General features: G+C 64.1%; 27 protein-coding genes, 1 tRNA gene and 1 pseudogene. 14 read left to right on the top strand and 15 right to left on the bottom strand.

Annotated elements, in window-relative coordinates; translation table 11 throughout:
- The first annotated feature begins 166 nt into the window (after nucleotides 1-166).
- The 4 genes from VN047_RS12225 (at nucleotide 167) to VN047_RS12210 (ending at nucleotide 3,848) form a co-directional block, all read left to right on the top strand.
- On the top strand, nucleotides 167-667 hold the full coding sequence (locus VN047_RS12225; RefSeq protein WP_325543054.1) for a hypothetical protein: 501 nt from the start codon (nucleotides 167-169) through the stop codon (nucleotides 665-667).
- A gap of 31 nt (nucleotides 668-698) precedes the next feature.
- Complete coding sequence (locus VN047_RS12220; protein ID WP_325543052.1) at nucleotides 699-2,357, top strand: M28 family metallopeptidase; 1,659 nt, start codon at nucleotides 699-701, stop codon at nucleotides 2,355-2,357.
- Between the two features lie 388 nt (nucleotides 2,358-2,745).
- Complete coding sequence (locus tag VN047_RS12215; RefSeq protein ID WP_325543050.1) at nucleotides 2,746-3,033, top strand: hypothetical protein; 288 nt, start codon at nucleotides 2,746-2,748, stop codon at nucleotides 3,031-3,033.
- Nucleotides 3,033-3,848 (top strand): ferredoxin--NADP reductase, encoded by an 816-nt coding sequence (locus tag VN047_RS12210; protein ID WP_325543049.1) that lies wholly within the window; start codon nucleotides 3,033-3,035, stop codon nucleotides 3,846-3,848. The genes VN047_RS12215 and VN047_RS12210 overlap by 1 nt, the downstream gene beginning before the upstream one ends.
- Nucleotides 3,849-3,958: 110 nt before the next feature.
- Here the strand turns inward: VN047_RS12210 and VN047_RS12205 are convergent, their stop codons facing one another.
- Complete coding sequence (locus tag VN047_RS12205) at nucleotides 3,959-5,371, bottom strand: M20/M25/M40 family metallo-hydrolase (RefSeq protein WP_325543047.1); 1,413 nt, start codon at nucleotides 5,369-5,371, stop codon at nucleotides 3,959-3,961.
- A gap of 126 nt (nucleotides 5,372-5,497) precedes the next feature.
- Between VN047_RS12205 and VN047_RS12200 the strand changes: the two genes are divergently transcribed.
- The 3 genes from VN047_RS12200 (at nucleotide 5,498) to VN047_RS12190 (ending at nucleotide 7,183) form a co-directional block, all read left to right on the top strand.
- Nucleotides 5,498-6,130 carry a lysophospholipid acyltransferase family protein gene (locus VN047_RS12200; RefSeq protein WP_325543045.1) on the top strand — a complete coding sequence of 211 codons (633 nt, stop codon included), beginning with the start codon at nucleotides 5,498-5,500 and terminating at the stop codon, nucleotides 6,128-6,130.
- A gap of 106 nt (nucleotides 6,131-6,236) precedes the next feature.
- On the top strand, nucleotides 6,237-6,641 hold the full coding sequence (locus tag VN047_RS12195) for a ribose-phosphate pyrophosphokinase (RefSeq protein ID WP_325543043.1): 405 nt from the start codon (nucleotides 6,237-6,239) through the stop codon (nucleotides 6,639-6,641).
- Nucleotides 6,638-7,183 (top strand): hypothetical protein, encoded by a 546-nt coding sequence (locus VN047_RS12190; protein ID WP_325543041.1) that lies wholly within the window; start codon nucleotides 6,638-6,640, stop codon nucleotides 7,181-7,183. The genes VN047_RS12195 and VN047_RS12190 overlap by 4 nt, the downstream gene beginning before the upstream one ends.
- Before the next feature lie 59 nt (nucleotides 7,184-7,242).
- On the opposite strand, the pseudogene VN047_RS12185 reads toward VN047_RS12190, so the two are convergent.
- The 4 genes and pseudogenes from VN047_RS12185 to VN047_RS12170 all read right to left on the bottom strand — a co-directional run.
- Nucleotides 7,243-7,383: pseudogene (locus VN047_RS12185) on the bottom strand (GIY-YIG nuclease family protein); the annotation flags it as partial.
- Between the two features lie 102 nt (nucleotides 7,384-7,485).
- On the bottom strand, nucleotides 7,486-7,905 hold the full coding sequence (locus VN047_RS12180) for an addiction module antidote protein (protein WP_325543039.1): 420 nt from the start codon (nucleotides 7,903-7,905) through the stop codon (nucleotides 7,486-7,488).
- 228 nt (nucleotides 7,906-8,133) lie between these two features.
- Nucleotides 8,134-8,616, bottom strand: coding sequence for a bacterioferritin (gene bfr / locus VN047_RS12175; RefSeq protein WP_325543037.1), 483 nt, complete (start codon nucleotides 8,614-8,616; stop codon nucleotides 8,134-8,136).
- 100 nt (nucleotides 8,617-8,716) lie between these two features.
- On the bottom strand, nucleotides 8,717-8,890 hold the full coding sequence (locus tag VN047_RS12170; RefSeq protein WP_325543035.1) for a (2Fe-2S)-binding protein: 174 nt from the start codon (nucleotides 8,888-8,890) through the stop codon (nucleotides 8,717-8,719).
- Nucleotides 8,891-9,082: 192 nt separating this feature from the next.
- Between VN047_RS12170 and purS the strand changes: the two genes are divergently transcribed.
- Both purS and purQ read left to right on the top strand, forming a co-directional pair.
- Complete coding sequence (gene purS / locus VN047_RS12165) at nucleotides 9,083-9,313, top strand: phosphoribosylformylglycinamidine synthase subunit PurS (RefSeq protein WP_037513977.1); 231 nt, start codon at nucleotides 9,083-9,085, stop codon at nucleotides 9,311-9,313.
- Nucleotides 9,314-9,326: 13 nt separating this feature from the next.
- A complete protein-coding gene (gene purQ / locus VN047_RS12160; RefSeq protein WP_325543028.1) occupies nucleotides 9,327-9,992 on the top strand; it encodes a phosphoribosylformylglycinamidine synthase subunit PurQ in 666 nt (221 codons plus the stop codon).
- Here the strand turns inward: purQ and VN047_RS12155 are convergent.
- Both VN047_RS12155 and VN047_RS12150 read right to left on the bottom strand, forming a co-directional pair.
- The gene (locus VN047_RS12155; protein ID WP_325543026.1) at nucleotides 9,954-10,403 is read right to left on the bottom strand and encodes a hypothetical protein; all 450 of its coding nucleotides are present in this window, start codon (nucleotides 10,401-10,403) and stop codon (nucleotides 9,954-9,956) included. The two genes, purQ and VN047_RS12155, sit on opposite strands and share 39 nt — an antisense overlap.
- A 4-nt stretch (nucleotides 10,404-10,407) precedes the next feature.
- Nucleotides 10,408-11,157 carry a queuosine precursor transporter gene (locus VN047_RS12150; RefSeq protein ID WP_325543024.1) on the bottom strand — a complete coding sequence of 250 codons (750 nt, stop codon included), beginning with the start codon at nucleotides 11,155-11,157 and terminating at the stop codon, nucleotides 10,408-10,410.
- Between the two features lie 72 nt (nucleotides 11,158-11,229).
- Here VN047_RS12150 and VN047_RS12145 point away from each other — a divergent pair.
- Nucleotides 11,230-11,306 (top strand) — tRNA-Arg (locus tag VN047_RS12145).
- 122 nt (nucleotides 11,307-11,428) lie between these two features.
- Here the strand turns inward: VN047_RS12145 and VN047_RS12140 are convergent.
- The 7 genes from VN047_RS12140 to VN047_RS12110 all read right to left on the bottom strand — a co-directional run bounded on the left by VN047_RS12140 (nucleotide 11,429) and on the right by VN047_RS12110 (nucleotide 18,254).
- On the bottom strand, nucleotides 11,429-12,400 hold the full coding sequence (locus VN047_RS12140) for a fumarylacetoacetate hydrolase family protein (RefSeq protein ID WP_325543022.1): 972 nt from the start codon (nucleotides 12,398-12,400) through the stop codon (nucleotides 11,429-11,431).
- Nucleotides 12,397-13,179 (bottom strand): cyclase family protein, encoded by a 783-nt coding sequence (locus tag VN047_RS12135; RefSeq protein WP_325543020.1) that lies wholly within the window; start codon nucleotides 13,177-13,179, stop codon nucleotides 12,397-12,399. The genes VN047_RS12140 and VN047_RS12135 overlap by 4 nt, the downstream gene beginning before the upstream one ends.
- A 2-nt stretch (nucleotides 13,180-13,181) precedes the next feature.
- Nucleotides 13,182-14,276, bottom strand: coding sequence for a nuclear transport factor 2 family protein (locus tag VN047_RS12130; RefSeq protein ID WP_325543018.1), 1,095 nt, complete (start codon nucleotides 14,274-14,276; stop codon nucleotides 13,182-13,184).
- Nucleotides 14,273-15,130, bottom strand: coding sequence for a fumarylacetoacetate hydrolase family protein (locus VN047_RS12125; protein ID WP_325543016.1), 858 nt, complete (start codon nucleotides 15,128-15,130; stop codon nucleotides 14,273-14,275). The genes VN047_RS12130 and VN047_RS12125 overlap by 4 nt, the downstream gene beginning before the upstream one ends.
- Nucleotides 15,127-15,660 (bottom strand): VOC family protein, encoded by a 534-nt coding sequence (locus tag VN047_RS12120; protein ID WP_325543014.1) that lies wholly within the window; start codon nucleotides 15,658-15,660, stop codon nucleotides 15,127-15,129. Before VN047_RS12120 ends, VN047_RS12125 begins: the two co-directional genes overlap by 4 nt.
- The gene (locus tag VN047_RS12115) at nucleotides 15,657-17,225 is read right to left on the bottom strand and encodes a bifunctional 3-(3-hydroxy-phenyl)propionate/3-hydroxycinnamic acid hydroxylase (RefSeq protein ID WP_325543012.1); all 1,569 of its coding nucleotides are present in this window, start codon (nucleotides 17,223-17,225) and stop codon (nucleotides 15,657-15,659) included. Before VN047_RS12115 ends, VN047_RS12120 begins: the two co-directional genes overlap by 4 nt.
- 72 nt (nucleotides 17,226-17,297) lie before the next feature.
- Nucleotides 17,298-18,254, bottom strand: coding sequence for a LysR family transcriptional regulator (locus tag VN047_RS12110; protein ID WP_325543010.1), 957 nt, complete (start codon nucleotides 18,252-18,254; stop codon nucleotides 17,298-17,300).
- Nucleotides 18,255-18,436: 182 nt separating this feature from the next.
- Here VN047_RS12110 and VN047_RS12105 point away from each other — a divergent pair, with 182 nt between their 5' ends.
- Genes VN047_RS12105 through VN047_RS12095 form a run of 3 tightly spaced genes read left to right on the top strand, consistent with a single transcriptional unit; the run spans nucleotide 18,437 to nucleotide 22,666 of the window.
- Nucleotides 18,437-20,662 carry a TonB-dependent receptor gene (locus tag VN047_RS12105; protein WP_325543009.1) on the top strand — a complete coding sequence of 742 codons (2,226 nt, stop codon included), beginning with the start codon at nucleotides 18,437-18,439 and terminating at the stop codon, nucleotides 20,660-20,662.
- 23 nt (nucleotides 20,663-20,685) lie between these two features.
- A complete protein-coding gene (locus VN047_RS12100; protein ID WP_325543007.1) occupies nucleotides 20,686-21,918 on the top strand; it encodes an MFS transporter in 1,233 nt (410 codons plus the stop codon).
- A gap of 4 nt (nucleotides 21,919-21,922) precedes the next feature.
- Nucleotides 21,923-22,666, top strand: coding sequence for an SDR family NAD(P)-dependent oxidoreductase (locus VN047_RS12095; RefSeq protein ID WP_325543005.1), 744 nt, complete (start codon nucleotides 21,923-21,925; stop codon nucleotides 22,664-22,666).
- Nucleotides 22,667-22,814: 148 nt separating this feature from the next.
- Here VN047_RS12095 and VN047_RS12090 read toward each other — a convergent pair whose 3' ends face one another.
- Nucleotides 22,815-23,273 carry a LysR substrate-binding domain-containing protein gene (locus VN047_RS12090; RefSeq protein ID WP_325543003.1) on the bottom strand — a complete coding sequence of 153 codons (459 nt, stop codon included), beginning with the start codon at nucleotides 23,271-23,273 and terminating at the stop codon, nucleotides 22,815-22,817.
- Between VN047_RS12090 and VN047_RS12085 the strand changes: the two genes are divergently transcribed.
- Complete coding sequence (locus VN047_RS12085) at nucleotides 23,257-23,484, top strand: hypothetical protein (RefSeq protein WP_325543001.1); 228 nt, start codon at nucleotides 23,257-23,259, stop codon at nucleotides 23,482-23,484. The genes VN047_RS12090 and VN047_RS12085 overlap by 17 nt on opposite strands.
- Nucleotides 23,485-23,666: the final 182 nt, after the last annotated feature.

The following is a 23,666-nucleotide window of genomic DNA, read 5'->3' as shown; positions in this document are numbered from 1 at the left end:
GAGCGCGCAGAAGCCCGCGAGCGCGCGCCGGCCGGATATCGAGGAGAGGGCGCCGGTCACCGCCCGCCCTTATCGCACTCGATCGCCCGCGTCACCGCCGACGGTTCACAATGGACGTGACCATGCTAGGGTCTGAATTCCTGTCACAAAGGAAAAAGCCGCTCGCATGCCCGCCCTCTCCGCTGCCGCCCTCGGTCCGCTCCTCATCGCCGCCCAGCTTGCCGCCATGCCCGATACGGACACCGCCGGGCCGCCGTGGAGCGGCCAGATGCAGTGCGGCGTGACCTGGACCGATCCCGCAGACAAGGAGCGCGACTGGATGGTCTCGGTCGCCAGCGACACGACGAATATGAAGCTCGCCATCTCCGACCGCGCGCGCGCCGGTGACCCGAAGCCGCTCGAAAAGGACGAGACGCGCGACCTTTCGCCCCGCAAGGCAAGGCTCGAAATTGCGGGGCTCGGCGGCGGCGAGGTCGAGGTTACGAGCTACCCGGTCGGCGAAGGCCGCATCTGGCACGACATCGGGCTCGGACATGTCGAAGGTCTCGACAAATTTCCCGCCGACCCGACCCTGATCCTCACGATCGGCGCCGCGTCGCCGATGCGCATCGAAATGCGCGACTTCGCCGGCGCGCGCGCCTATCTCAAACGCTGTCTCGACCGCTGACCCTCCTTTTACCTTCCGGAAGACCTGAACCATGTCCCTTCGATTTGCCGCTTTCCTCGTCTCGACCGCGATCGCCGCGCCCGCCGCCGCCCAGACGGCGTCGGTCATCGACGCCGCCAACCTTACCCAGACCGTCCGCACCCTCGCTTCGGACCAGTTCGAGGGCCGCGCGCCGGGCACCGTCGGCGAAGAGCGTACAATCGGTTATCTGATCGGCCGGCTACAGGCGCTGGGGCTCGAACCCGCGGGGATCGACGGCGGCTGGACCCAGCCCGTGCCGCTGCTCCACACGCGGCTTGGCAAGCCCGAGACGCTCGCTTTCAATCGCGGCGGCCAGGCAACGCCGCTCGCCTCGGGCACCGACATCTATGTCTCGTCGCTCCAGCCAGAGGATCGCGCGGTGGTCGAAAACGCGCCGCTCGTCTTCGTCGGCTATGGCGTCAGTGCGCCCGAACGCGGCTGGGACGATTTCAAGGGGCAGGACCTCAAGGGCAAGGTTGCGGTCTTCCTGATCAACGACCCCGACTTCGCCGCCAAAAAGGGCGAGGACGCCTTCGGCAAGTTCGGTGGCCGCACGATGACCTATTATGGCCGCTGGACCTACAAGTTCGAGGAAGCGGCGCGGCGCGGCGCGATAGCCGCGCTGATCGTCCACGACACCGACGGCGTGGGCTATGGCTGGAACGTCATCCAGAGCCCCGGCGGCGAAAACTACGGCCTCGTCGCTGCGCCCGACAAGGTGACCAGCCTCGCGCTGCAGGGCTGGATCTCGGGCGAGACCGCGACGAAGCTGTTCTCCGGCGCGGGGCAGGATCTCGCAAAGCTGCGCGTCGCCGCGCGGCGACGCGATTTCAAACCCGTCGATCTCGGCACGGCTTTCAACGCCGCGATCCCGGTGACGCACGAGGTGGTGCAGAGCCAGAACGTCCTCGCGAAGCTTCCGGGCACCAAACGCCCCGACGAGGTCGTGATCTATGGTGCGCATTGGGATGCCTATGGCGAGGGCGCGCCCGATGAAAAGGGCCGCATCTACCGCGCCGGCGCCAACGACGACGCGCTCGGCGTCGCGGGACTGTTCGAAATCGCGCGTGCGTTCAAGGCCGCCCCGGCACCCGACCGCACGATCGCCTTCGCCTTCTGGACTGCCGAGGAACGCGGCCTGCTCGGCTCTGAAGCCTATGCCCAAAACCCTGTATTCCCTGTCGAAAAGACTGTGGCGAACTTCGGCCTCGATATTCTCCAGACCGCAGGGCGCGCAAAGGATGTCGTTCTCGTCGGCAAGGGGCAGGGCACGCTCGAGGACGATCTTGCACGTGTCGCCGCAGCGCAGGGCCGCACCGTGGCGCCCGAAAGCCTGCCCGAGCGCGGTCTCTTTTACCGCGCCGACCATTTCAGTCTCGCCAAGCGCGGCGTGCCCGTCCTGCTGATGATGGGAATCGCCGGCGCCTCGGATCTCGTCAACGGGGGCAAGCAGGCGGGACAGGCGTGGGTCGATGACTATACCGGCAGATGTTATCATCAGGCGTGCGACGCGTGGGACGCCGGCTGGAATCTCGACGGAGCGGTTCAGGATATCGAGATTTTTTACCAGATCGGCAATGAACTCGCTCGCTCGGTGCGCTGGCCGGAGTGGAAGGCGGGCAGCGAGTTCAAGTCGATCCGCGACCAGAGTGCCGCTTCGCGAAAATAGCCCGGGAAAAACAATCGGGGGCCTTTTCGGGGTGGAAAGTGGCTGGTTGGCGCCGGGGCTGCTCCACTCCGCAGGGAACGGGCCGCATCGGAAGGAACGGCCGCCGCCGGTTCGAGCCGCGCCAAGTCAGGTCGATGGAAATTCTAAATTGCAAATGACTCGCAATAACATATAAGCCCGCCGGTGCCGCATCTCGCGCGCCGAAAGGGAATCGATGTACGCTTTTGTCGATCGACCGGTGGAAAGCCTCTGTAATAGCGGGCGCTTTTTGCTGTGGGCGATGCGCGGGTGGGTCCTCGCGGCCGAGCGCGGCCAATGTCCGCCGCAGACGCTGCATCGAGGCTTCGTCGCGGTCCGGGCGGCGGACGCGCTTCCCGATTTCCACATCGTGATGGCGTTGCTCGGCAGCGAGATGGTCGAAACGCTGCTGCTTGCCCCGATGCCTTGCCATCAGGTTTCAGAGGATGAAGCAATTCTGCTTGGACTCTGGCGCGATTTTTCGCTGGAAGGCGCCACAACAACCGCACGCGCGACGCTGGCCTTGCTGGCCGCGGAAGCCAGCGCCGGCCCGATTGCCAAGGCGATGGGGACGACGCTGGCCCGGCTGACCGCGGCGGGATTCGATATGCCGGTCCGCGTGGCCGGCACCATGACGCATCAGGAAAGTTCAAAGTGATGAGTGACCGTATTGCCGAAGCCGCCAAGCTGGCCCCCTCCGCCTCGCTGACCGTCGAGGAGGTGCGTTCGGTCCGCCACTGGAACGAGCACCTGTTCAGCTTCACGATCACCCGCCCGCCGAGCTTTCGCTTCCGGTCGGGCGAGTTCGTGATGATCGGCCTGCCGGGCGAAGGGCGCCCGCTGCTGCGCGCCTATTCGATCGCGAGCCCCGCCTATGCCGACGAGCTCGAGTTCCTGTCGATCAAGGTCCCCGACGGCCCGCTGACCTCGCGATTGCAGAAGATCCAGCCGGGCGACCCGGTCTATCTCGGCCGCAAGCCGACCGGCACGCTTGTCGCCGACGCGCTGACCCCCGGCCGGCGGTTGTTCATGCTGTCGACCGGCACGGGCCTCGCGCCCTTCCTCAGCCTCGCGCGCGATCCCGACATCTACGAGCGTTTCAACCAGATCGTCATCGTGCATTGCGTACGCCAGGTCAGCGACCTTGCCTTCCGCGACGAGCTCGAAAGCCAGCTTGCCGGCGATCCGCTGGTGCAGGATCAGGCGCTGCTGCAATTTCATTACCTGCCGACGGTAACGCGCCAGCCCTTCCGCACGACGGGCCGCATCGATGCGCTGATCGACGATGGTTCGCTCTTCGGTCACCCGCTGACCGGCCCGACCGCCTTCGACCCCGCGACCGATCGCATCATGATGTGCGGCAGCATGGCGATGATCCGCGACCTTCAGGCCCGCTTCGAGGAACTGGGCTTCACGGAAGGGTCGAACGCCGCGCCCGGAGACTTCGTCATCGAGCGCGCGTTCGTGGGATAAATGTTCCACTGACGTGGAACCGGCACCGGCCCGCTCCCCCACCCGGCCTCCCGATCCAGTTTACCCTGCGGGAGGCCGGGTGGGGGAGCGGGCCGGTGCCGAACCTCGAGCTACGGCTTGTCGGCGTAGGCCTTCACCAGATCGAACATATAGTCGCGACCGACATAGACCGAGCGCACCTCCATGCGTTCGTTGAGGCCGTGCGCGCCATTGCCGTCGGGGTCGCCCCACATGCCGGGGATGCCATAGGTCGGGATGCCGACCGCGCCGAGGAAGGTCGCATCCGTGTAACCATTGGCCATCGCGGGGACGACCTTCAGCCCCGGCCAATATTTGTCGACGAGCGTCTGCATCGGCCCGATGATCTTCGGGTCGAGCGGCGGCGACGGCGGCGCGGGGCGCTTCGGCGGCAGCTGGGTGATCGTGACGCCCGGATCGCCGATGACTTTCGCAAGCTCGTCCCTGATCGATTCGATGCTGTGCCCCGGAAAGATGCGGCAGTTGATGTTCGCGCCCGCGCGCTGCGGCAGCGCATTCGGGGCATGGCCGCCGTCGAGCAAGGTCGCGACGCAGGTGGTGCGAAGGTTGCTGTGGAGGAACGGGTCCTTGTTGACGATCGCCTCGGCCGCCTTGTCGGCGGGGTTTTTCGACAGCGCGACCATCGCGTTGCCGGTCTCGTCGCCGCGCGCGGCGCCGGCTTCGGCGAAGAAGCGCCGCGTCGTGTCGGTCATCTCGACCGGGAAGTCGTAGTCGTCGATCTTCGTCAACGCGCGCGCGAGTTCGTAGATCGCATTGTCGGGCACCGGCGCCGAACTATGGCCACCGGGGTTGCGGGTTTCGAGGCGGAAGTTGGCGAAGGTCTTTTCGCCGACCTGCACCGACTGGCCGAGCACCTTGCCCTTGCCGTCGCTGTCGCCGCCGCCGCCTTCGTTCAGCGCGAATTCGGCGTCGATCAGGTCGCGTTTGTTCGCGGCGAGCCATTCGACCCCGTTGAAGGCGCCATTGGTTTCCTCGCCGCAGGTCAGCGCTACCTTGACGGTGCGTTTCGGTTTGTAGCCCGCCTTCCGGAAACGGATCAGCGTGTCGACCCAGACGGCCGCCTGCGCCTTGTCGTCGGCGGTGCCGCGACCGTAGAAATAGCCATTCTCCTCGACCATCACGAAGGGATCGCGTTCCCAGTCCGCGCGCTTCGCCTCGACGACGTCGATATGCGCGACGAGCAGGATCGGCTTCGCGGTCTTGCTGGTGCCCGGATAGACGGCGACGAGCCCGCCTTCCTTGGGATTCTCGGGCGTGGCGAACAGGGTGAGCTGGCTGTCGGGGATGCCCGCCGCCTTCAGCCGCGCCGCCATCCGTTCGGCGGCGAGGGTGCAGCTGCCCGACGACAGCGTCGTGTTGGTCTCGACCAGTTCCTTGTAAAGGTCGCGGAACGCGATCTGGTCGGCCCGCGGCTGCGCCTCGGCGGCGATCGCGGGCGCCGCGAGCAGCATGGCGGACGTCAGCAACGCGGACAGCGATTTCATCATTTTCTCCCCTGTTTTGCGAATGAAGGGAGCAGAAAGACCGCGCGACCGCAAGTCCGCGATGCGCGCCCCCTTGCGTCGCGGAAGGCTTTCGCGCAATCGGTGCCGAAGGGGAGAGGACCAAGCGTGACGCGAATAGAAGACGACCCGCCGGGGCTGGTGGCTCGCGGGGTGCGCCGCCTGCTCCTCCTGCTGTACCGGATGCGCGGATGGAAAGCAGTCGGCGTCGTGCCCGAATCGCGGCGCTTCATCCTCATCGCCGCGCCGCACACGAGCAACTGGGACTTCGTCAATTTCCTCGGGCTGACCGCCGACCTTGGTATCCGGCCCTATTTCATGGCGAAACTGTCGCTGTTCCGCTGGCCGCTCGGCGGCTTCATCCGTCAGATGGGCGGGGTTCCGGTCGACCGCCGCGGCGGTGGCAATGTCGTCGAACAGATGACCTTGGAATTCGCGCGCCGCAGCGAGTTCATGCTGACCGTCGCGCCCGAGGGGACGCGCGGCAAGGCAGTAAAATGGCGGACCGGCTTCTATCAGATCGCGCTCGCGGCGAAGGTCCCCCTGGTCGTCGGCTTCATGGACTATGGCACGCGCACCGGGGGGCTCGGTCCGCTTATCTGGCCGAGCGGCGACTTCCGCGCCGACATGACGAAGCTGTTCGAGGTATATAAAAGTTGCGTTGCCAGATTTCCCGAGCGTGCGGTCCGGTCGATCGATGATATAGTCGGATCCGATGAGGAACCGGACATCCGCGCATGAATGAAGTTCTTTCGCTTCTCGCGACCGCTGCGCTCCCCGAAATGGGGGTGCACAGGACGCGGCCTGTATCCGGCGGCCATGCCGCGCACCCCCCAAGCTTCATCCCGTGGCTGCCAGAGACCCGGGTCTAGGCGGCGGGGAGAGCCCGGCCGATGTGTCGGCGCTCGGCGATGCGCCGCGCATCCGCGCGATATTGATCGCGGCCGCGCGCGAAGGGCGCAGCGTCAGCTATTCCGAACTGCTTGGCGACCTCGGTTTTCGCTTTACCCGGCCCAAGATGCGCGCGGTGTGCCGGACGCTGGAGGAAGTCGACCGGCTCGGCGCGATCGATGGCGAACCCGATCTTGCGGTGCTGGTGGTGCGCGAAAGCGACCGCCTGCCGGGGCAGGGCTGGTGGGTCGGCGGAACCGCGTTGCTGCTCGGCTACGACGGCCCGTGGGAAGGGGCGGCGGCGGCGCGGTTCATCAGGGAGCAGCAGCAGCAGGCGTTCGATTACTGGAAGGAGCGGTGACGGCGCCGATCCTCGAGCTCAACGGCCTCGCGGGCGTGGGCAAATTCACGATCGGGCGGATCGTCGCCGGGCAGATCGGCGCACGCCTGATCGATAATCATATGATTTACAATCCCGCCCTCGCGACAACCGATTTCGGTAGCGCTGCATTTTTCGCAGCCGTCCGGGCGGTCCGCGACATCGTTTTCGAGCGCGTCGCGGCATTGCCCGCCGAAACACCTGTCGTCCTGACCATCGCACCCGGACGAAACAGGGCGTGGGGCGCCGAGTGGCAGCAAGCCATTCGCGAACTTGCCCAGCGGCGCGAGGCGCCCCTGTTCGGGGTGCATCTTAGTTGCACGGATGCCGAAGGCGCGCGGCGTATCGCGACGCCATCGCGCGCCGCGATGCGCAAACTGACCGACCCCGCCGTGATCGCCACTGGCGACAGACCGGTTCTGCTCGATCATTGTGACAATGTACTGGACCTCGATGTTACGAGACTTGACGCCGGGGAATCTGCCGCCGCGATTTTGCGCTGGCTGGAAATTCGTGGCGGCTGACGACCGGAAGCGGGCCTATCGATCATCGTCACCCCGGACTTGATCCGGGGTCCCGCTTTTTATCCGGCCAATCGATCAAACAAATCCTGCCAGTCGGGATCGCAGCGTTCGATCAGCTCGAACTTCCATTGGCGGTGCCAGCGTTTGAGGCGCTTTTCGTGCGCGATACAGGCGACAATGTCGTCGCTGCGTTCGGCCCAATCGGGGAAAACTGGTCTAAGCGGGACCCCGGATCAAGTCCGGGGTGACGAAAGCGGGAAACGGCAGCTTCCCACCCCAAAGCGGATATGGTCCGGAGCCTGCTAGACGCGCCCCGGCGCCCGTGCGCGGATGAAGTTTTCGAGCGCGACGAACAGCATCTCGCGCGCATCGCCGCCGAGCATCTCGGCGGTCAGCCAGTCGAACTGTACGCGGTCGCGGCGCGTGGCGGCGCCGACCATCGCGGCGAGCAGCGCCTCGTCGAAACTGACGCGCGGGCAGCAGGGCGGAGCGACGGCAAAGGGTTCGGGCCAGACATGGCCGATCGCCTCGACCACCAGGCGATAGCGTCGCGCGGCGAGGATGTTGCCCCAGCGCCGTTCGAGTTCGGGCATCGGATCGCGCTCGCTGCGACGGCAGAGGATGCAGTAACGCAGCGCGAGGACGGCCTGCGCGGCTTCGACCGAAAGGTCGCGCACCAGCGGCTGCTCGGTCAACTGGCGGATCAGCTCGCTGCTTTGCATGAGGTGTGTTTCTCCCGGCCCGTGCAATCCTCGCGTCCCTTTTTTCCGAAAAAGATGCCGGCCGCTTTAAAGCGCAGCTTCAAGATGCAGCGGCCGGCAGGAGGGGACTGCCCCGCCTTGCTATTGAGAATTATTCGCAAATACAAGCAAAAAAAGAGGCGCCCGAAAGCGCCTCTCTTATCAATAGCCTGGGCCGCAGAGAATGCGTCCGCGCCGTCGATCTCAACGTCAGTCGTCGCCTGCAGGCTTCGACTGGAGCTGGATATAGTTTTCGATGCCCATGCGCTCGATCATCTCGAACTGCTTTTCGAGTTCGTCGACATGATGCTCTTCGCTTTCGAGAATATCGGCGAACAGGTCGCGGCTGACATAGTCGCGCACGCTCTCGCTATGGGCGATCGCGTCGCGGAGCAGCGGGATCGCTTCTTCCTCGATCGCAAGATCGGCCTTCAGGATTTCCTCGACCGTCTCGCCAACGCGCAGGCGACCGAGCAGCTGGAAATTGGGCAGGCCGCCGAGGAAGAGGATGCGATCGGCGAGCTTGTCGGCGTGCTTCATCTCGTCGATCGACTCTTCGCGCTCGAAATGCGCGAGGCGCGCGACGCCCCAATTGTCGAGCATGCGATAATGCAGCCAGTACTGGTTGATCGCGGTCAACTCGTTCTTGAGCGCCTCGTTGAGGAAATCGATGACTTTTTCGTCGCCCTTCATGGTGTCTGTCCTGTCATTTTGTCCTGGAATGGAGTGGGCGCATTATACGCGCCCAGGCCCCGTCTGGCCAAGGTCAAAAATGGCGGAAAACCAAGAAAAATCAGGCAGTCGCGGCGGCGTCGCTGATGATATTGCGAGCGAATGACAGGCACTGTCCGCATTTGGGTTTGCGACCCAGTTGCGCATAGGCCGCCTTCGCGCACCGCAATTGGCCATTGCGCGCGACATCGCGCAGCTGGCTTTCCCTTATTGCGTTGCAGACACAGACGACCATGTGCGAATCCTTCTCAACAATGCTGATTTAGGGATAGTGCGAAGGATTCGCAACAGGAAAGATGCGACTGGTTCGCAATCGGAACAGGCGCATTTTTCGCATAGGCGGTGCCCGCCCGCCCCTTGCCCCCGAAGTGATTCGCGGGCATAGGCGCGCCCATCTTCCCCGCCCTTCCAGCAAAGGTCCGCCCCGATGAAAGTGAATGTCTATGTGACGCTCAAGCCGGGGGTCCTCGACCCGCAGGGCAAGGCGATCCATCATGCGCTCGAAGGGCTGGGCTTCGGCGGCGTAGCGGATGTGCGCGCGGGTCGCTTCATCGAGCTCGACGTCGCCGACGGCACGAGCGACGCCGATCTCGACGCGATGTGCGCCAAACTGCTCGCCAACACGGTGATCGAAAACTACCGCATCGAACGGCCGTAAAGGAGCCAGGCCCATGAAGACCGCAGTCATCGTCTTTCCGGGTTCCAATTGCGATCGCGACATGGCGGTCGCGCTCGAACAGGTCACCGGCCGCGCGCCCGCGATGGTGTGGCACCGTGAGACCGAATTGCCCGATGGCGTCGATTTCATCGCGCTGCCCGGCGGCTTTTCCTATGGCGATTACCTCCGTTCGGGCGCGATGGCGGCGCGATCGCCGATCCTGCGCGCGGTCTCGGACGCCGCGGGGCGCGGCGTGCCGGTACTGGGCGTGTGCAACGGCTTTCAGGTGCTGACCGAGGCGCAGCTGCTTCCGGGCGCGCTGATGCGCAACGCGGGGCTCAATTTCGTGTGCCGCACGGTGCCGCTCACCGTCGCGAACAGCCAGTCGATGTTCACCGCCTCCTATGGTGCCGGCGAGGCGATCAACATCCCGGTCGCCCATCATGACGGCAATTATTTCGCCGACGCCGATACGCTCGACCGGGTCGAGGGCGAGGGGCGCGTGGCGTTTCGCTATGCCGACAGCGTCAACGGATCGGCGCGCGATATCGCTGGCGTGCTGAACGATGCCGGCAATGTGCTGGGCATGATGCCGCATCCCGAACGCGCGATCAACCGCGCGCACGGCGGCACCGACGGGCTACGCCTGTTCGAGGCGGCGCTCGGCGTTCTCGCCTGATCGCACGGGCGCTTCGGCAACCGGAAAGGTCGTCGGGGCGTCGCTGCCCGGTTCGACGGACGCCGCCGTCGCATCGGAAGTCCTGACCCCGGGCTGCAGCCAGCGCCCGACGAGGAGCAGCACCGTCGGCCAGAACATCGTATTCCAGATGTCGTGCCAATGCGCCGCATCGGGCTGGATCGCCGACCGGCCGACTTCGGCGGTCATGTCGAGCCACTCGCCGCCGCATGCCATCGCCAGAACGGCCAGCCATGCGATCACCCAGCCACCGCGCCACCGCCAGACCAGCCGGACGAACAGGAACAGGGCGAGGCCGAAATAGATGTGCAGCGCGTCCTTATCGAGCCCGGTTGCGTCGATAAGCGATATTTTCCGGGCCTCGAACAGCGAGGCGATTTCGATCAATGTCATGCAGTCAGACCTTGGCGGCGAACGGGTTGAAATCGGTGCCTTCGTCGAACACGTCAACACCTTCGCGCCGCTTCAACGCACCGACGACGATATAGGTTACCGGGGTCAGCGCCGCTTCCCATGCCGTCTTGATCAGCCATTGCGACAGGACGACCTCGTAAAGCTGTTCGGGCGGCCAGCCGGCAAGCCCGTAAAAGGCGAGCGGGTAGAAAATCAGGCTGTCGAGACCCTGGCCGACGACGGTCGATCCGATCGTGCGCGCCCACAGCTGCTTTCCGCCGGTCCAGAGCTTCATTCGCGCGAGGACATAGGAGTTGGCGAACTCGCCGACGCAGAACGCCGTCATCGAGGCGATGACGATGCGCCAGCTGTTGCCGAAGACGAATTCATACGCTTCCTGTCCCGGCCAGCCATCGGCCGGCGGAAGCGCCACGACGATCCACGCCATGAACGCCATGAAGGCGAGCGCGGCGAAGCCCGTCCAGATGACGCGGCGTGCCCGGGCATAGCCATAGACCTCGGTCAGAACGTCGCCGATGATATAGCTGATCGGGAAAAAGAGGACCCCGGCGCCAAAGGCCCATTCATAGCCGTTCGGCAGGACGACATAGCTCGGCTTCGACGCGCCGATGATGTTCGACAGCAGCAATATCGCGACAAAGGCCGCCATCAGCAGGTCGTAATAGCGGAAATGGCGGACGCTTGCGGCGCTGACCTGAACCGGCTGCGCCGTCGGAGGAGGGGGTGTGGTCATCGACGGCTGCTTAACCTGCTTTGCAGCCCGCGCAAACCACGCTATTCGCGCGGCGACGCATGGCAGCACTGCGCGCCCGTAGCTCAGCTGGATAGAGCACCCGCCTTCTAAGCGGGTGGTCGCAGGTTCGAATCCTGCCGGGCGCGCCAACATCTTTCCCCGGCGCAAAAATGCGCCAGACTCTCAGAAGCATCGGGGTTTTGTCGAGACGTCCCCAATCTGGTCCTGATGGGCAGCCGGAAAACGAAGATCCCGATGTCCGAGGGATGTTTCAATCATTATCCCGGATACGTACGATCTGGTCGAGCGTGCCGAGCAAAGCTTCGCCCCCTTCGCCCAACGCCAGGCGGACGCGTTCGCCATCGCGCAGATAGGCTGTTGCGGATCTGCCGGCCAACGCATCGAGCGCGCGCCGCTCGGCAATGCAACCCGATCCGACCTCCTCGGCGTCATGATTGGCCACGGTGCCGGACCCGATTACCGTTCCCGCGCACAGGTCGCGCGTGGCAGCAGCATGGGCGATGAGTTCGCCGAACCCGAAATGCATGGCACTGCCGTGCGGATGGCCAAAGGATGCGTCACCGCGCCAGACCCGAAGCGGCAGATGCACCCGGCCGTCACGCCATGCATCCCCGAGTTCATCGGGTGTCGCGGCGAAAGCCGACATGCTGCTCGGCGGCTTGGCGTGGATGAACCCGAACCCGCCTTTCATCTCGGCAGGTCCGAAGGCGCGTAGGCTCCAGTCGTTGATCACGATGATCAGGCGGACATGGGCGAGGGCTGCTTTCGCGCTCACACCCTGCGCGACGGCGTCGGTGATCACGCCGATTTCGGCCTCGAAGTCCACATCATGCGCCGCACGGGGAAAACGGATCGTCTCCCTCGGGCCGAAATAGCGATGCGAAATGCCCTGATACATCAATGGCGGTTCCCGCTCGCCGCGTTTTTCGAAGCCCCACGCGTCGGAAAGAATATGATTATGGGCGAGGAAGGCCGAAGCGTCGAGGAACTGGAAGCCGCGCGGCAGAACGGCATCGAGCGCCTCGGGCTCGACCGCAAAGCTCTCCGCAGTACCGTTCTCGATCCGGTCGGCCTCGGCGCGAAGCGCTGGCTCGACGCGCTCCCAGTCGTCGAGCGCTGCCTGCAACGTCGGTGCCGCTTCGGCGATCGCGGCGCGCTGAAGGTTGCGGGAGACGACAAGGAGACGCCCGTCGCCGCCGGAGCGGAGTGTCGCGAGCTTCATGCCGCCTCCTCGAATATGGCGACCGCCCGGGTCCAGCCGGCGGATGCACCTTTGATCTTGACCGGAAAGCAGGCGATGGTGAAACCGTCGGCTGGCAGGGCCTCGAGATTGTGCAGCTTTTCGAGGTGGCAATAGCCGATGTCCCGCCCCGCTTTGTGCCCTTCCCAGATCAGGCCGGCGTCTCCGGTTTCGGCGTAGCGTTCGGCGGTGTAGCTGAAGGGCGCGTCCCAGCTCCACGCGTCGGTGCCCGTGACGCGGACGCCTCGCTCGAGCAGGTAGAGTGTTGCTTCGCGCCCCATGCCGATCCCGGCGGAGAGATAGTCGTCGGCGCCGTAGCGGCTGCCCGCACGCGTGTTGACCACCACGATGTCGAACGGCCTGAGCGTGTGGCCGATGCGGTCGAGTTCGGCTTCGACCTCGTGTGCGGTCACGACATGACCGTCGGCGAGCCCTCGAAAGTCGAGTTTGACCCCCGGACGGAAACACCAGTCGAGCGGAACTTCGTCGATCGCGATCGCTCGCTCGCCGTTGTTCATCGTCGAGGCGAAATGATAGGGCGCGTCGAGATGGGTGCCGTTGTGGGTGATGAGGTCTACCCGCTCGTACGACCATGCCTCTTCATCGGGGAGCTGGTCGGCGGTCAGGCCGGGAAAGAAATGCGCCAGCTCGCCGACCTGGTCCCTATGGGTGAAATATTCGATTTTCGGTCGATAAGGGGCGGGATCGGACGCGACGTCGTTTTCCAGCGGGACGGAGATATCGACGAAATGGCGGATCATCGTCAGGCCGCCCGCTCGATATAGGTATAGAGCGGATCCTCTGCGCCGCGCTTTCCGAACAGGAAGGGCCTGGCGGGGTGGCGGTCCCAGAATTTGGCGGTCTCGGGCTCCATCCGGCTCCAGTCGAAGATCACGTCGCGATGGGTGATCGCCCAGCGCCCGTCGCGTCGCTCGAACCTGTCGAGATAGCGGCCGCCGATTTCGGCATCGGTGCCGTCGGTCATCTGGCACCAGGCAACATGATAGCTTTCGACGAACGCATGGTCGGCGTCCGAAAATTCGCACAGGATGTTGGTGATCATGTGCATCATCCCCTTGATCGGCGATCCGGGCCTGGGACGGGTGAAGGACACGACGTCGATGAATTCGGTGGCAAGCCCGTCGAACTCGCCGTGCCGTTCGGTGGCGCCGGGATGGTAGCATGTGTGCGCCAGCTCGGCGTCGCTGCGGTCGCCCGCGCGCGCGCGGCGATAAAGGACTTCGGCGATTTCCTGCTTGTCGAGCAGTTGCTGGAGGGCGGCATCCATGTCGGTCGGTTCCTTGATATTGCGGGAGGGGATGAGGGTGCCGCGCGTCGCGCCGCCGGGTGCGTAGAGCGGGTCATCCGCCGTGCGGCTGCCCATCAGACGGGCGGGCTGGGTTTCGTGATTCCAGAACGGACGCGTGCCGGGCATGACGCGCGACCAGTCGTAGACGATATCGCGATGCTGGATGAGCCAGCGGCCATTTACCATGCGGAAGGTGTCGAGATAGCGGCCACCGATATGAAAGAAGTTTGTGCCGCCATCGGGATCCGCAAAGGTCTCGTGCGCGACATGATAGCTTTCGACGAAGACATCGCCATTTGCACGGAAGTCGAACAGCGCATTGCCGATAATGTGCAGTTTAGAAAAGCACTCGGGACCGTGTTGTCGCGCCGCCTCGAGTGTGTCGATGAAGCTGTGCATCAACCCCTGGTAGGTGCCGTGATTGTCGGTCCCGTCCACGGGATGGCAGGCCTTCATCAGCGCCGGGTCATAGCGGTCGGCGCCGCGCGCGCGACTGTGAAGCAGATCGATGATCTCCCTTTTCACCGCGTATCGTTCCAGTTCGTTCATGCGATATCCTCTGCCTGCACTTCGGCCTCGATCGCGCCGATATTCTGAACTTCGCACCTTACCCTGTCGCGCGCCTTCAGAAAGCGCGGCGGCGACATCGACCCGCCTGTCCCCTTGGGTGTGCCGGTCGCGAGCACATCGCCCGGCTCCAGCGTGCATACGGTGGACAGATAGGCGATCTGCTCCCAGACATTGTTGATCATCTCCGATGTCGATCCGTCCTGCACCGTCTCGCCGTTTACAAGGCAGCGCATGCGCAGCGCGTGGGGATCGCCGACTTCGTCGGGCGTGACGATCCACGGGCCAAGGGGGCCGTGTGTGTCGAACGACTTGCCGAGCATGATCGTCGGACTGCGCTTTTGCCAGTCGCGCAAGGACACGTCGTTGCAGATCGTGTAGCCTGCAACCACCTCATGGGCCTTTTCGGGCGCGACGCGGCGACAGCGCCGGCCGATCACAACCGCCAGTTCGACTTCCCAATCGAGCTGTTCGCCTTCCGGCGGCAGCAGGATCGGGTCGTAGGGGCCGTTGATCGAGGTGGGCAGCTTCGCGAACCAGCGCTGAAACAGGGGCGCGATATAGTCAGGATTGGTTGCCTTCACCTCGTCGATATGGCTTTGATAGTTGGAGGCTATGCCGAGGAACTTGCGGGGCCTGAGCACGGGCGCATGCAGGCGGACGGCCACGAGCGCGTCTCCGGAGCCAGTCTCCATGGCGCGAGCGGCACGGCGCATCCCTTCCGGGCCGTCGCCAAGCAGGTCCTCCATCGACGGGGTCTCGATGGCAAAAATGCGGTCGTCCTGCACCACGCCGACGCGCGGGCCGTCGCCGATACTGTATGTCGCGAGTTTCATTGGCCGAGGCGCTCCACCAAATGCTCGCGAAAATCGCCGGCGGGCATATAACTCGGGTTGTTCAGCACCGCCTTCTGGGTCGCGGCGAATATCTCCGTGTCGGAAAGGCTGAAATCGATGGGCGTCCCGTAGGGCTGGCTGACATGCCAGGGCGTATGGACGTAGGTTTCGATGATGTTGTCCTCGGGATCGCGAAAATAGACGGTCCAGCTGTTGCCATGATCGAGCGTCCAGATCTTCGTGATCCGCGGATCGGCCTGCGCGCGATCGTGGACAGCGCGCAATTGCGCGAAATCGTCGAGCAGAAAGGAAATCTGGGCGACCGTCGACGGGCTGTCGGGCGCACGCCCCGAAGCGAGCAATAGCTGGTGATGCTCGTCGGGCGACATGGTCATGAAGCGGATCGGGTTCACGTCGGTGCGTTCGTCGGTGACGATGAAGCCGAAGAAGCTGGTGTAGAAATCGGTCATCCGATCGATGTCGATCACATAGATGCCGACATGGTTGAGCGAGAAATTGATGCGGGTCATGGCAGGGCTTCCGTTGATGAAGAGAGCGTCGATGCCGCCGGGGCGACGAGACAAAGCTGGGCGGCAAGGTCGGCGATCGCGGCATCGAGCGCGTCCTGACCCGCGCCGGCGGCAAAGATATACCGATCGGGACGGACGATCGTCCAATCGTTGCCATCGCTGGCGAGCCACTCCTGCAGGGCGTGATCGTCGGGGCGGATGGTCTGGCCCTCGATAGCGGCCCACGCAGAAGCGTCCGACGCCAGGGGTGCCGCAGCAAGCAAGGTGAAACGGCCTTCCAGCAGGGCATCGAAATGACGTCGGCCTTCGGGCGAGGCGACCACGAATTCTGGCACACGCATGCCGCCGCTGGCGGCATCGACAACCCCTCCCCGGATCGGCGGGACGATGTCGGTCATCGCCACCGTTCCATCCCGATTACGCTCCGCTTCGCGAAAGGCGGTATCGCGACGGGCAGCATCTTCGGGATCGAGCTTGCACACTTCCGCTCCAGCTGCGACCGACGCCGAGATGACGGCCCGTACATGCGGTTCGCGCTCGGGCTGGTAGCTGTCGAGCAGCGCGGCGTCCGCGGTCCCGCGCAGCACCAGCGACAACCGCCACATCAGCTGCGCCGCATCGCGAATGCCATGGCACATGCCCTGTCCGTAGAAGGGGGGTGTCTGGTGCGCCGCGTCACCGAGAAGGAAGACATTTCCTGCGCGCCACCGGTCGGCGAGGAGCGCGCGGAACCGATAGACGGCGGCGCGGACGATCTCGACATGGTCAGGATCGATCCATTTGCCGATATGGCGGCGAAGCCAGGCTTCTTCCATCACCTCTTCGTCTCGTTCGCCGGGCAGGAGCATATATTCCCAGCGCCGATGACGACCTGATCCCGGGATCAGCGTCGCGGGGCGGGCGGGGTCGCAGACCATCAGGGAAAAGCGGCCATCGCGCACCTCCTCGGGAATTTCGTGATCTTCCGGCCATTGCATCGGTCCGTCGACGAGGGTGTCGACGACGAGCCAGCGTTCCTCGAAACCGATATCGTCGAGGGGAATCTCCAGCGTCTTGCGCACCGTGCTGCTAGCGCCATCGCAAGCGAGGATGAAGCGGGCAGAGAAGGCGACGCCTTCCCCCTCGCCGTCGCACGCGCTGATCTCGCTGCCGTCGATACCGGTGACCTCGTGCCCACAGCGCACCTCGACATGCGGGAAACGGGCGAGCCCGTCGCGCAACAAGGCCTCGAGTTGCGGCTGGTAGAAGAGGTTGCCGGGATGCCAGGCGAGGGGGTCGGATCGTGGCCTGGCGCGAAAAGTCCGAATGGGCTTCAAATCCGCCCCGAGATAGACCGAGCCGCCCAGGGGCCGGGTGACGTCGGCCACCGCGCCTGCAAGGCCGATCGAGTCGAATATCCGCATGATCTCAGCGTCGAAAACGATCGCTCGCGGCTGACGATAGGGCGCGTCCCCGCGTTCCAGAACCAGCGTTCGCAGGCCGGCGGCGCCCGCGAGATTCGCCGCCGCCGCGCCCACCGGCCCCAGACCTATGATTGCAATATCGAAGTCCGCCCTGTTCGCCATGCCTTCGCATCGATCCCCGCCAGGCACCTGCCATGATCGGCGGCGCTTTCGGGGGTGCTATCGGGGCGTGCCTTAAGGGACAAAGACCGTTGAGGCGGATTTCGATAACTTTTGGTTATTTCTTGGCGGGGCCGCGCCCGGCAGCGCAGCGCAGGCTTCCCGGATCATCTGCATCACGGCCCGGGCGCCCGGCAACAGGGAACTGTGCTGACGATAGGCGAGGCCGACCTGTTCGGGCGGAAAGGCGAAATTGACATCGAGCGCGACGAGACCGGACTGGCGTGCGTTGAGAAGCGTCGAGGGGACGACGGTGATGAGATCGGTGTTCTGGACTACCGTATCGAACAGGATCACCGTGCTGACGTCGATCGCGCTCGATGGCGGTGGAATGCCGGCGTCGAGAAAGGCATTGTTGATGATCTCGCGATGCGACGGCGGATAGTCGGGAATGAGCCAGGGAAAATCCGAAAGGTCGGCGAGCGAGAGGTTCGGGCGTCTGGTAAGGGGATGGTCGGGTCGGGTCGCGACCCGGGGCCCCGTCTGCACCAGCGGCTCGAAATCGAGACCGAGCGGTCCGCTCTCACCGGGAATCAGCAGCAGCGCAACGTCAAGCTCCCCATCGAGCAGGGCGGCGGTAAGTTCGACGGAGAAGGCGATTTTCAGCTTGAGCTTGAGGCCCGGCAGCGTTTCCATCACCTGTCGCGCAACGTCACCCATGACAGCATTCATCGTCGGAATGACGCCGATGACGATCGTGCCGCGCGTGAGTCCGCGCATGGCGTCGATTTCGGCTACGGCGCGGCGCACGTCGCTGTCGATCATCTTTGCGTAACGGAAAAGGGTCTCGCCAAAGCGGGTCGGCTCAACCCCGCGCGGGCGCCGGTCGAGCAGCGGTACGCCGAGCTCGGCTTCCAGCCCGTTGATCGCCTTGCTGAGCGCGGGCTGCGACACATGCACAGCTTCGGCCGCCGCGTGCATGGTCTTGTTCTCGACGCATGCCATGAAATAGCGCAGCACTCTCAAGTCCATCGCCGGGCCTCCATCCTCGTTCTGCCGCTATGGTAAAGGTCGAAATAATGAGAGAAAGTGGTGATATTGGCAATATACGATAACCTGTGGCTATTGCTCCGCGCGCAAGTTTCAATTTTTCTCTCCTCCTCCGTCTGCCCAATACGGGACATCAAACGATAATGATGAACCTGGAGGGGAAGATGGACATTCACGCCACGATTGCGCACATGCGCTATACCGGTGCCGTTTCGGCGCTGGCGATCGCGCTCGCCGCGGCGCCGGCCCATGCTCAGGAAGATGATGCCGTTAGCGCCACGCCCGCCGCCAACGAAATTGTCGTGACCGCGCAAAAGCGCAACGAGCGGCTCCAGGATGTCCCGATCTCGATCACCGTGGTCAACCCCGCACTGCTCGAAAGCACCAACGCGCGCAACTTTGCCGAACTGCAGGGTGTCGTGCCCGGCGTCTTCTTCCATGGCAATTCGGGCGGGGGGCGCACCTATATCACGCTGCGCGGTGCGACGGGCCTTGCGCTCAACACCGGCGACGAGCCTGTCGCCATCTATGTCGATGATATCTATGTCGCGCGCGGCGTGACGGTCGGCATGTCCGACCTGCTCGATCTCGGTACGATCGAAATCGTGCGCGGGCCGCAGGGAACGCTCCAGGGCCGCAACGCGACCGCCGGTGCGATCCTCATCCGCAGCGCCGACCCGACCGACGAGCCGAGCGCCCAGTTCAACATGAGCATTGCCGATCCGCGCGAATTCCGCACCCAGGGCGCAATATCGGGACCGCTTGGCGAGGGCATCGGGGCGAGACTTGCGCTGGGCTATGTCAACGACCACGGCTGGGCCTTCAACCCTGTCTCCGGGAAGCACATCGGGGGCGGCGAAAGCTTCCAGTCGCGCCTGGTCACGACGTTGGAGTCCGGCGACTTCAATGCGCGGATCATCGGCGACTATAGCTGGACGAACAACCAGCCTGCGATTTTCCGCTATGCCAATACCAATTTCAGCCCGCTGCCTACGGGCCCGCTGATCCCGGCCGGGACCGCGACGCCGAATGCGCCGCTCCTTCCCGCCGACCGCGATCGTATCTTCAAGGACGACATCATCGCGCTCGACCCCGGAACCGACACGACCGTGAAGACCGGCGGCATCGCGGCAAAGCTCGAATACAGCTTTGGCAACATCGACCTCGTTTCGGTAACCGGCTGGCGCCGCGCGGTCGTGCAGGGGACCAACGATTCCGATGGCCTCGCCACCGCGCGCATGGGGTATAACCAGAATGATGATCGCAGCAGCCAGTGGAGTCAGGAGCTTCGATTGCAATCGTCCGGAGACCGGCGCTTCTCCTGGATCCTCGGCCTCTATTTCTTCGATGAAAACCAGTTCTACGAAGACGATATCTACAATCTGCGTTTCTCGTTGCCGACCAACACCGTAACCAAATATCGCGGCAATCTCTACACCACCTCCTATGCGGGCTTTGCCGACGCAACCTTCAAGGTCACCGACAAACTCCATGTCATTGGCGGCATTCGTTACACACGCGACGAAAAGCGGCTCGACGCGACGATCCAGCCCACCAACCTCGACACCAATGTCACGACGACGACCATCTATGCGCCGCCGAAAGAAAACTGGACCGATACGTCCTATCGCGCCAAGCTCGTATACCAGCCTTCGCGCGACCTGATGTTATTCGCCGGCTATGGGCGCGGTTTCCGCGCCGGCGGCTATAATCCCTTCGCGGTGCAGCCCTCCTATCAGCCCGAGATCAACAAGAGCTGGGAAGTGGGCGCCAAGGGAAATCTGCTCGATCGCATGATCGACTTCTCGATCGCCGCCTTCCAGAGCGATTATTCGAACCTCCAATTGCGCGCCGGCGTGCCGACCGGAGGGGCGATTATCACCAATGCCGCGGAGGCGCGGATCAAGGGTGTCGAACTCGAGCTTAACGCCCGGCCCGGGGCGATGACGCGTTTTTCCGGGAATCTTGCCTATACCGACGCCAAGTTCACCAGTTTTCCGACCGCGCGCGATACGCTTGACCGGCCCGTCGACGCGACCGGCAACAAGCTTCCACGTACGCCCAAGTGGCAGTTCTTCGTGCAGGGCGAGCAGGATGTCGCGCTCGGCGATGATCTGCTGCTCGGCGCTCAGGTCAACTATCGCTGGCGTGACCGTATTTATTTCTTCTTCACCGACCAGACGGCCCAGCCCTGGCAGGATCCGTCGGGCGGTGAACTCGGTGCCCGTTTGACGCTGAAACCCGAAGATGAACGCTGGTCATTCTCGATCTTTGGCACCAATCTTACCAATGCGCGCATCATCAATACGGCCGCCGTGACGTTCAGCTATCCGCAGGTCGGGCTGAACAAACCGCGCGTGATCGGTGCATCGGCCGGGTTCAAATTCTGAACTGCGTGCAAAGGGAGAGAATGATGGAAAGGCCGCATGAATTCCACCGGCATTGGCGCACGCTGGCGGGATGCACCATTGCCGCCGCCATCGGCACGATCGGGTTGCACGCCTACACCAGCGGTGCATTTGTGCATGCGCTGACCGAGGATGCGGGCTTCACTCGTGACCAGATGTCGCTGGCGACGCTGATCCTGTCGGCAAGCGTCGCGATCTGTGCACCGATCGCCGGTGTGATGATGGATCGCTACGGCGCGCTTCGGGTCGTCAGTGTCGCGGTGATCGGCGAAGCCTTGGCCTTCGCAATTCTCGGGCTGATCCCCGCCGATTTCACTTTCTATGCGGCCGGCATTTTTCTGCTCGCCATCCTCGGGGTCGGCACGACACCGCCCGCCTTTGCGCGCATGGTGACGACCAGGTTCGATCGTTCACGGGGGCTCGCGCTCGGGATCATGATCAGCGGCCTCGGCCTGATGGCGATCACGGGGCCGATGTGGGCAACCTGGATCATCGACCAGGTCGGCTGGCGCGGCGGCTACTTCTTCATGGCCGGGCTCGTGTTGCTGCTCGGGGGCATCGGCGTGCTCCTGATCCGCAGCGAGGGCGAAGCGCACGGCGAAAGCGCAGCCTCGCTAAAAACCGGCGATTTTTCGGCACTGCGGCGCCCGCTCTTCTGGATGATGCTGCTCGGTTTTCTCGCGCCGGCCTTTTTCAGTGGCGGCTATCTGCTCCACCTCATCATGCTGTTGCGCGAGCGGGGCTTCAGCCCTTCGGGCGCAGCGCAGGTCCAGTCGCTGATCGGGGTCGCCGTATTGGTGGGGCGGTTGGGATCCGGCTGGGCGCTCGATCATTTTCCCGCCCAGATTGTAGCGGCCGTGGCGTTCACCATTTCGGGTCTTGCATGTCTGCTGCTGCTCGGGTCGGACCCTTCGCTCGTCAGCCTGGCCGCGCTCGGGATCGGCCTGACGATCGGTGCGGAACTCGATATCATGGCCTATTTCATCTCGCGCTATTTCGGACTCGAAAGCTTCGGGCGGCTCTACGCACTCGCCTATGCATGCCTGATCACCTCCGCCGGGGCGAGTCCGGTGCTGATCAGCTGGATTGCCGGCGCTGGCGGCGGCTATGGCCCGGCCTTGATCGTATCGACCGTCGGAACGGTCGCGGGCGCCGCGATCCTCATGTTTCTGCCGAATCCCGCCCGCACTGCCACAGGGCCCGAGACGGTCGGGCAAGTCGAGCCGGTGCGTGCCTGAAAAGATGGCCAGCCTTTCCGGGAAGGTTGCACTGGTCACCGGCGCCGCATCGGGGATCGGAACGGCAACCGCCGATCTGCTCGAGGCCACGGGCGCAGAAGTGTGGAGGGCTGATGTGGTGCCGTCGGTCGACCTCCGTCTTGACGTGACGGAAGCAGCACATTGGTCGGCCGCGGTCGACCGCATCATGGAGGCATCAGGCCGGCTGGATATATTGGTCAACGCGGCCGGGATCGCCGCGGGGGGCGGTCCCGCATCGGTCGAAGCCGTGTCGATCGACCATTGGCGCCGCGTCTTCGCGGTGAATGTCGAAGGCACGCTGCTCGGCTGCCAGCAGGCATTGCGTGTCATGGGCCGCCCTGCACCGGGGAGTATCGTCAACATCGCCTCGACTGCGGCGACTGCCCCCAGCCAGGCTCTTGGCGCCTATGGCGCGTCGAAAGCGGCCGTCGTGCAATTGACGCGGAGCGTCGCCGCAGCCGCTGCGCTTGCCGGCCTTCCGATCCGCTGCAATTGCGTGCAGCCCGGCATGGCTGATACGCCGATGACCGCCGATATGGACCCCTTCTATCGCCAAGCCTGGATCGCGCAGATTCCTGCGGGGCGCTTTGCCGAACCGGTCGAGATTGCCCGCGCCATCCTCTTTCTCGCCAGCGAAGAATCTGCCTATGTAAACGGGGTCTCTCTGCCCGTGGACGGAGGCTTGCTCCATCGACCGGTCATCGCGGCGAGTCGCTCCGACAGCTAGGCGCGGCATCGTCCTTTCGCTGTTCACAGGCCACCCGGTACCAGAATGATCCTGCCCGCAGCATGAAGTACGCACGCTCCCGCAAAAGAACGGGCAGCTATCAGCGAGATTCGGTCTGAACCCGTCGGTCCGAAAACGGTCAAAACGCTCAGTCGCGGCCGGATTCCGGGACGCGCCGCCGCTGCGCGGCACATTCGTCGCCAAGGAAATCCAGAAGCGCACGCACCGAAGGAAGGAGCCCGCGCCGGGATGGAAACACCGCATGGACGATTTCTTTCGACGGTCTCCAGTCCGGCAGCACCGTAACCAGCCGTCCTGCCTGCAAATCGTCCCAAACGACAAGCGTCGGCAGGCGCGCGGCGCCGGCCCGAAGTCGAGGCTGGGCAGGCCGGCGAGATCGGCAGGCAGGGTGATAGCCCGCTGCTTGAGCAAATCCGGGCTGGCGACGATCCGGATCGTGCGCTCGTCGAAACGGCGCATGACAAGTTCGCTCTCGGTGAGCGGCGGCGGCCGGACCCGGATCGCGATGTCGAACCCTGATGGCTACAAGGTGTTCGCGGTCGTCGACGCGTCGGGGACCTATTTCCAAGATGGCGCAGGAAATCACGCTCGCGCGCGTTGTACGGGCCGGCGTCGTTCCGATGGACACCGCCGTCGTCGCGTCAGAGCTTCAGAAAACATGGCACCGCGACGACGCCGCCGAATGGGCCCAAGTCTACACCAAGATATTTCCACCCTATCAGTTGCTCATCGAAAGCTACGTCAAGGCGCAGCAGGTCGAGAAAGAGCATGAAATGCTCGACTCGCAGAGAGGATAAACCGATCGCAGACAAGGAGAGCCGCCGATTCGGAATTTTTTGTAATCGAAGCGGTCGGTCCGCCACCAGCCAATAGCGGAAGCGCTGTCCGATTGCCGATTGTTCTCCTCCGGACGGCCTGTTAGGCCGGATTCCGATGGCCAAACAATTGACCGCCACCCTTGATGAAAGCGCGCCGAATG

The sequence above is a fragment of the Sphingopyxis sp. genome (assembly GCF_035565275.1).
Taxonomy (GTDB): domain Bacteria; phylum Pseudomonadota; class Alphaproteobacteria; order Sphingomonadales; family Sphingomonadaceae; genus Sphingopyxis.
Note: the sequence above shows the minus strand (reverse complement) of the source record. Positions and strands in the feature narration are given on the sequence as shown.

What these genes read in the sequence shown, in the direction of transcription:
- VN047_RS12225 (WP_325543054.1), top strand. Translation starts at nt 167, where the DNA reads ATGCCCGCCCTCTCCGCTGCCGCCCTCGGTCCGCTCCTCATCGCCGCC.
- VN047_RS12220 (WP_325543052.1), top strand. Translation starts at nt 699, where the DNA reads ATGTCCCTTCGATTTGCCGCTTTCCTCGTCTCGACCGCGATCGCCGCG.
- VN047_RS12210 (WP_325543049.1), top strand. Translation starts at nt 3,033, where the DNA reads ATGAGTGACCGTATTGCCGAAGCCGCCAAGCTGGCCCCCTCCGCCTCG.
- VN047_RS12205 (WP_325543047.1), bottom strand. Translation starts at nt 5,371, where the DNA reads ATGAAATCGCTGTCCGCGTTGCTGACGTCCGCCATGCTGCTCGCGGCG.
- VN047_RS12180 (WP_325543039.1), bottom strand. Translation starts at nt 7,905, where the DNA reads ATGCAAAGCAGCGAGCTGATCCGCCAGTTGACCGAGCAGCCGCTGGTG.
- bfr (WP_325543037.1), bottom strand. Translation starts at nt 8,616, where the DNA reads ATGAAGGGCGACGAAAAAGTCATCGATTTCCTCAACGAGGCGCTCAAG.
- VN047_RS12170 (WP_325543035.1), bottom strand. Translation starts at nt 8,890, where the DNA reads ATGGTCGTCTGTGTCTGCAACGCAATAAGGGAAAGCCAGCTGCGCGAT.
- purS (WP_037513977.1), top strand. Translation starts at nt 9,083, where the DNA reads ATGAAAGTGAATGTCTATGTGACGCTCAAGCCGGGGGTCCTCGACCCG.
- purQ (WP_325543028.1), top strand. Translation starts at nt 9,327, where the DNA reads ATGAAGACCGCAGTCATCGTCTTTCCGGGTTCCAATTGCGATCGCGAC.
- VN047_RS12155 (WP_325543026.1), bottom strand. Translation starts at nt 10,403, where the DNA reads ATGACATTGATCGAAATCGCCTCGCTGTTCGAGGCCCGGAAAATATCG.
- VN047_RS12150 (WP_325543024.1), bottom strand. Translation starts at nt 11,157, where the DNA reads ATGACCACACCCCCTCCTCCGACGGCGCAGCCGGTTCAGGTCAGCGCC.
- VN047_RS12140 (WP_325543022.1), bottom strand. Translation starts at nt 12,400, where the DNA reads ATGAAGCTCGCGACACTCCGCTCCGGCGGCGACGGGCGTCTCCTTGTC.
- VN047_RS12135 (WP_325543020.1), bottom strand. Translation starts at nt 13,179, where the DNA reads ATGATCCGCCATTTCGTCGATATCTCCGTCCCGCTGGAAAACGACGTC.
- VN047_RS12130 (WP_325543018.1), bottom strand. Translation starts at nt 14,276, where the DNA reads ATGAACGAACTGGAACGATACGCGGTGAAAAGGGAGATCATCGATCTG.
- VN047_RS12125 (WP_325543016.1), bottom strand. Translation starts at nt 15,130, where the DNA reads ATGAAACTCGCGACATACAGTATCGGCGACGGCCCGCGCGTCGGCGTG.
- VN047_RS12120 (WP_325543014.1), bottom strand. Translation starts at nt 15,660, where the DNA reads ATGACCCGCATCAATTTCTCGCTCAACCATGTCGGCATCTATGTGATC.
- VN047_RS12115 (WP_325543012.1), bottom strand. Translation starts at nt 17,225, where the DNA reads ATGGCGAACAGGGCGGACTTCGATATTGCAATCATAGGTCTGGGGCCG.
- VN047_RS12110 (WP_325543010.1), bottom strand. Translation starts at nt 18,254, where the DNA reads ATGGACTTGAGAGTGCTGCGCTATTTCATGGCATGCGTCGAGAACAAG.
- VN047_RS12105 (WP_325543009.1), top strand. Translation starts at nt 18,437, where the DNA reads ATGGACATTCACGCCACGATTGCGCACATGCGCTATACCGGTGCCGTT.
- VN047_RS12100 (WP_325543007.1), top strand. Translation starts at nt 20,686, where the DNA reads ATGGAAAGGCCGCATGAATTCCACCGGCATTGGCGCACGCTGGCGGGA.
- VN047_RS12095 (WP_325543005.1), top strand. Translation starts at nt 21,923, where the DNA reads ATGGCCAGCCTTTCCGGGAAGGTTGCACTGGTCACCGGCGCCGCATCG.
- VN047_RS12085 (WP_325543001.1), top strand. Translation starts at nt 23,257, where the DNA reads ATGGCGCAGGAAATCACGCTCGCGCGCGTTGTACGGGCCGGCGTCGTT.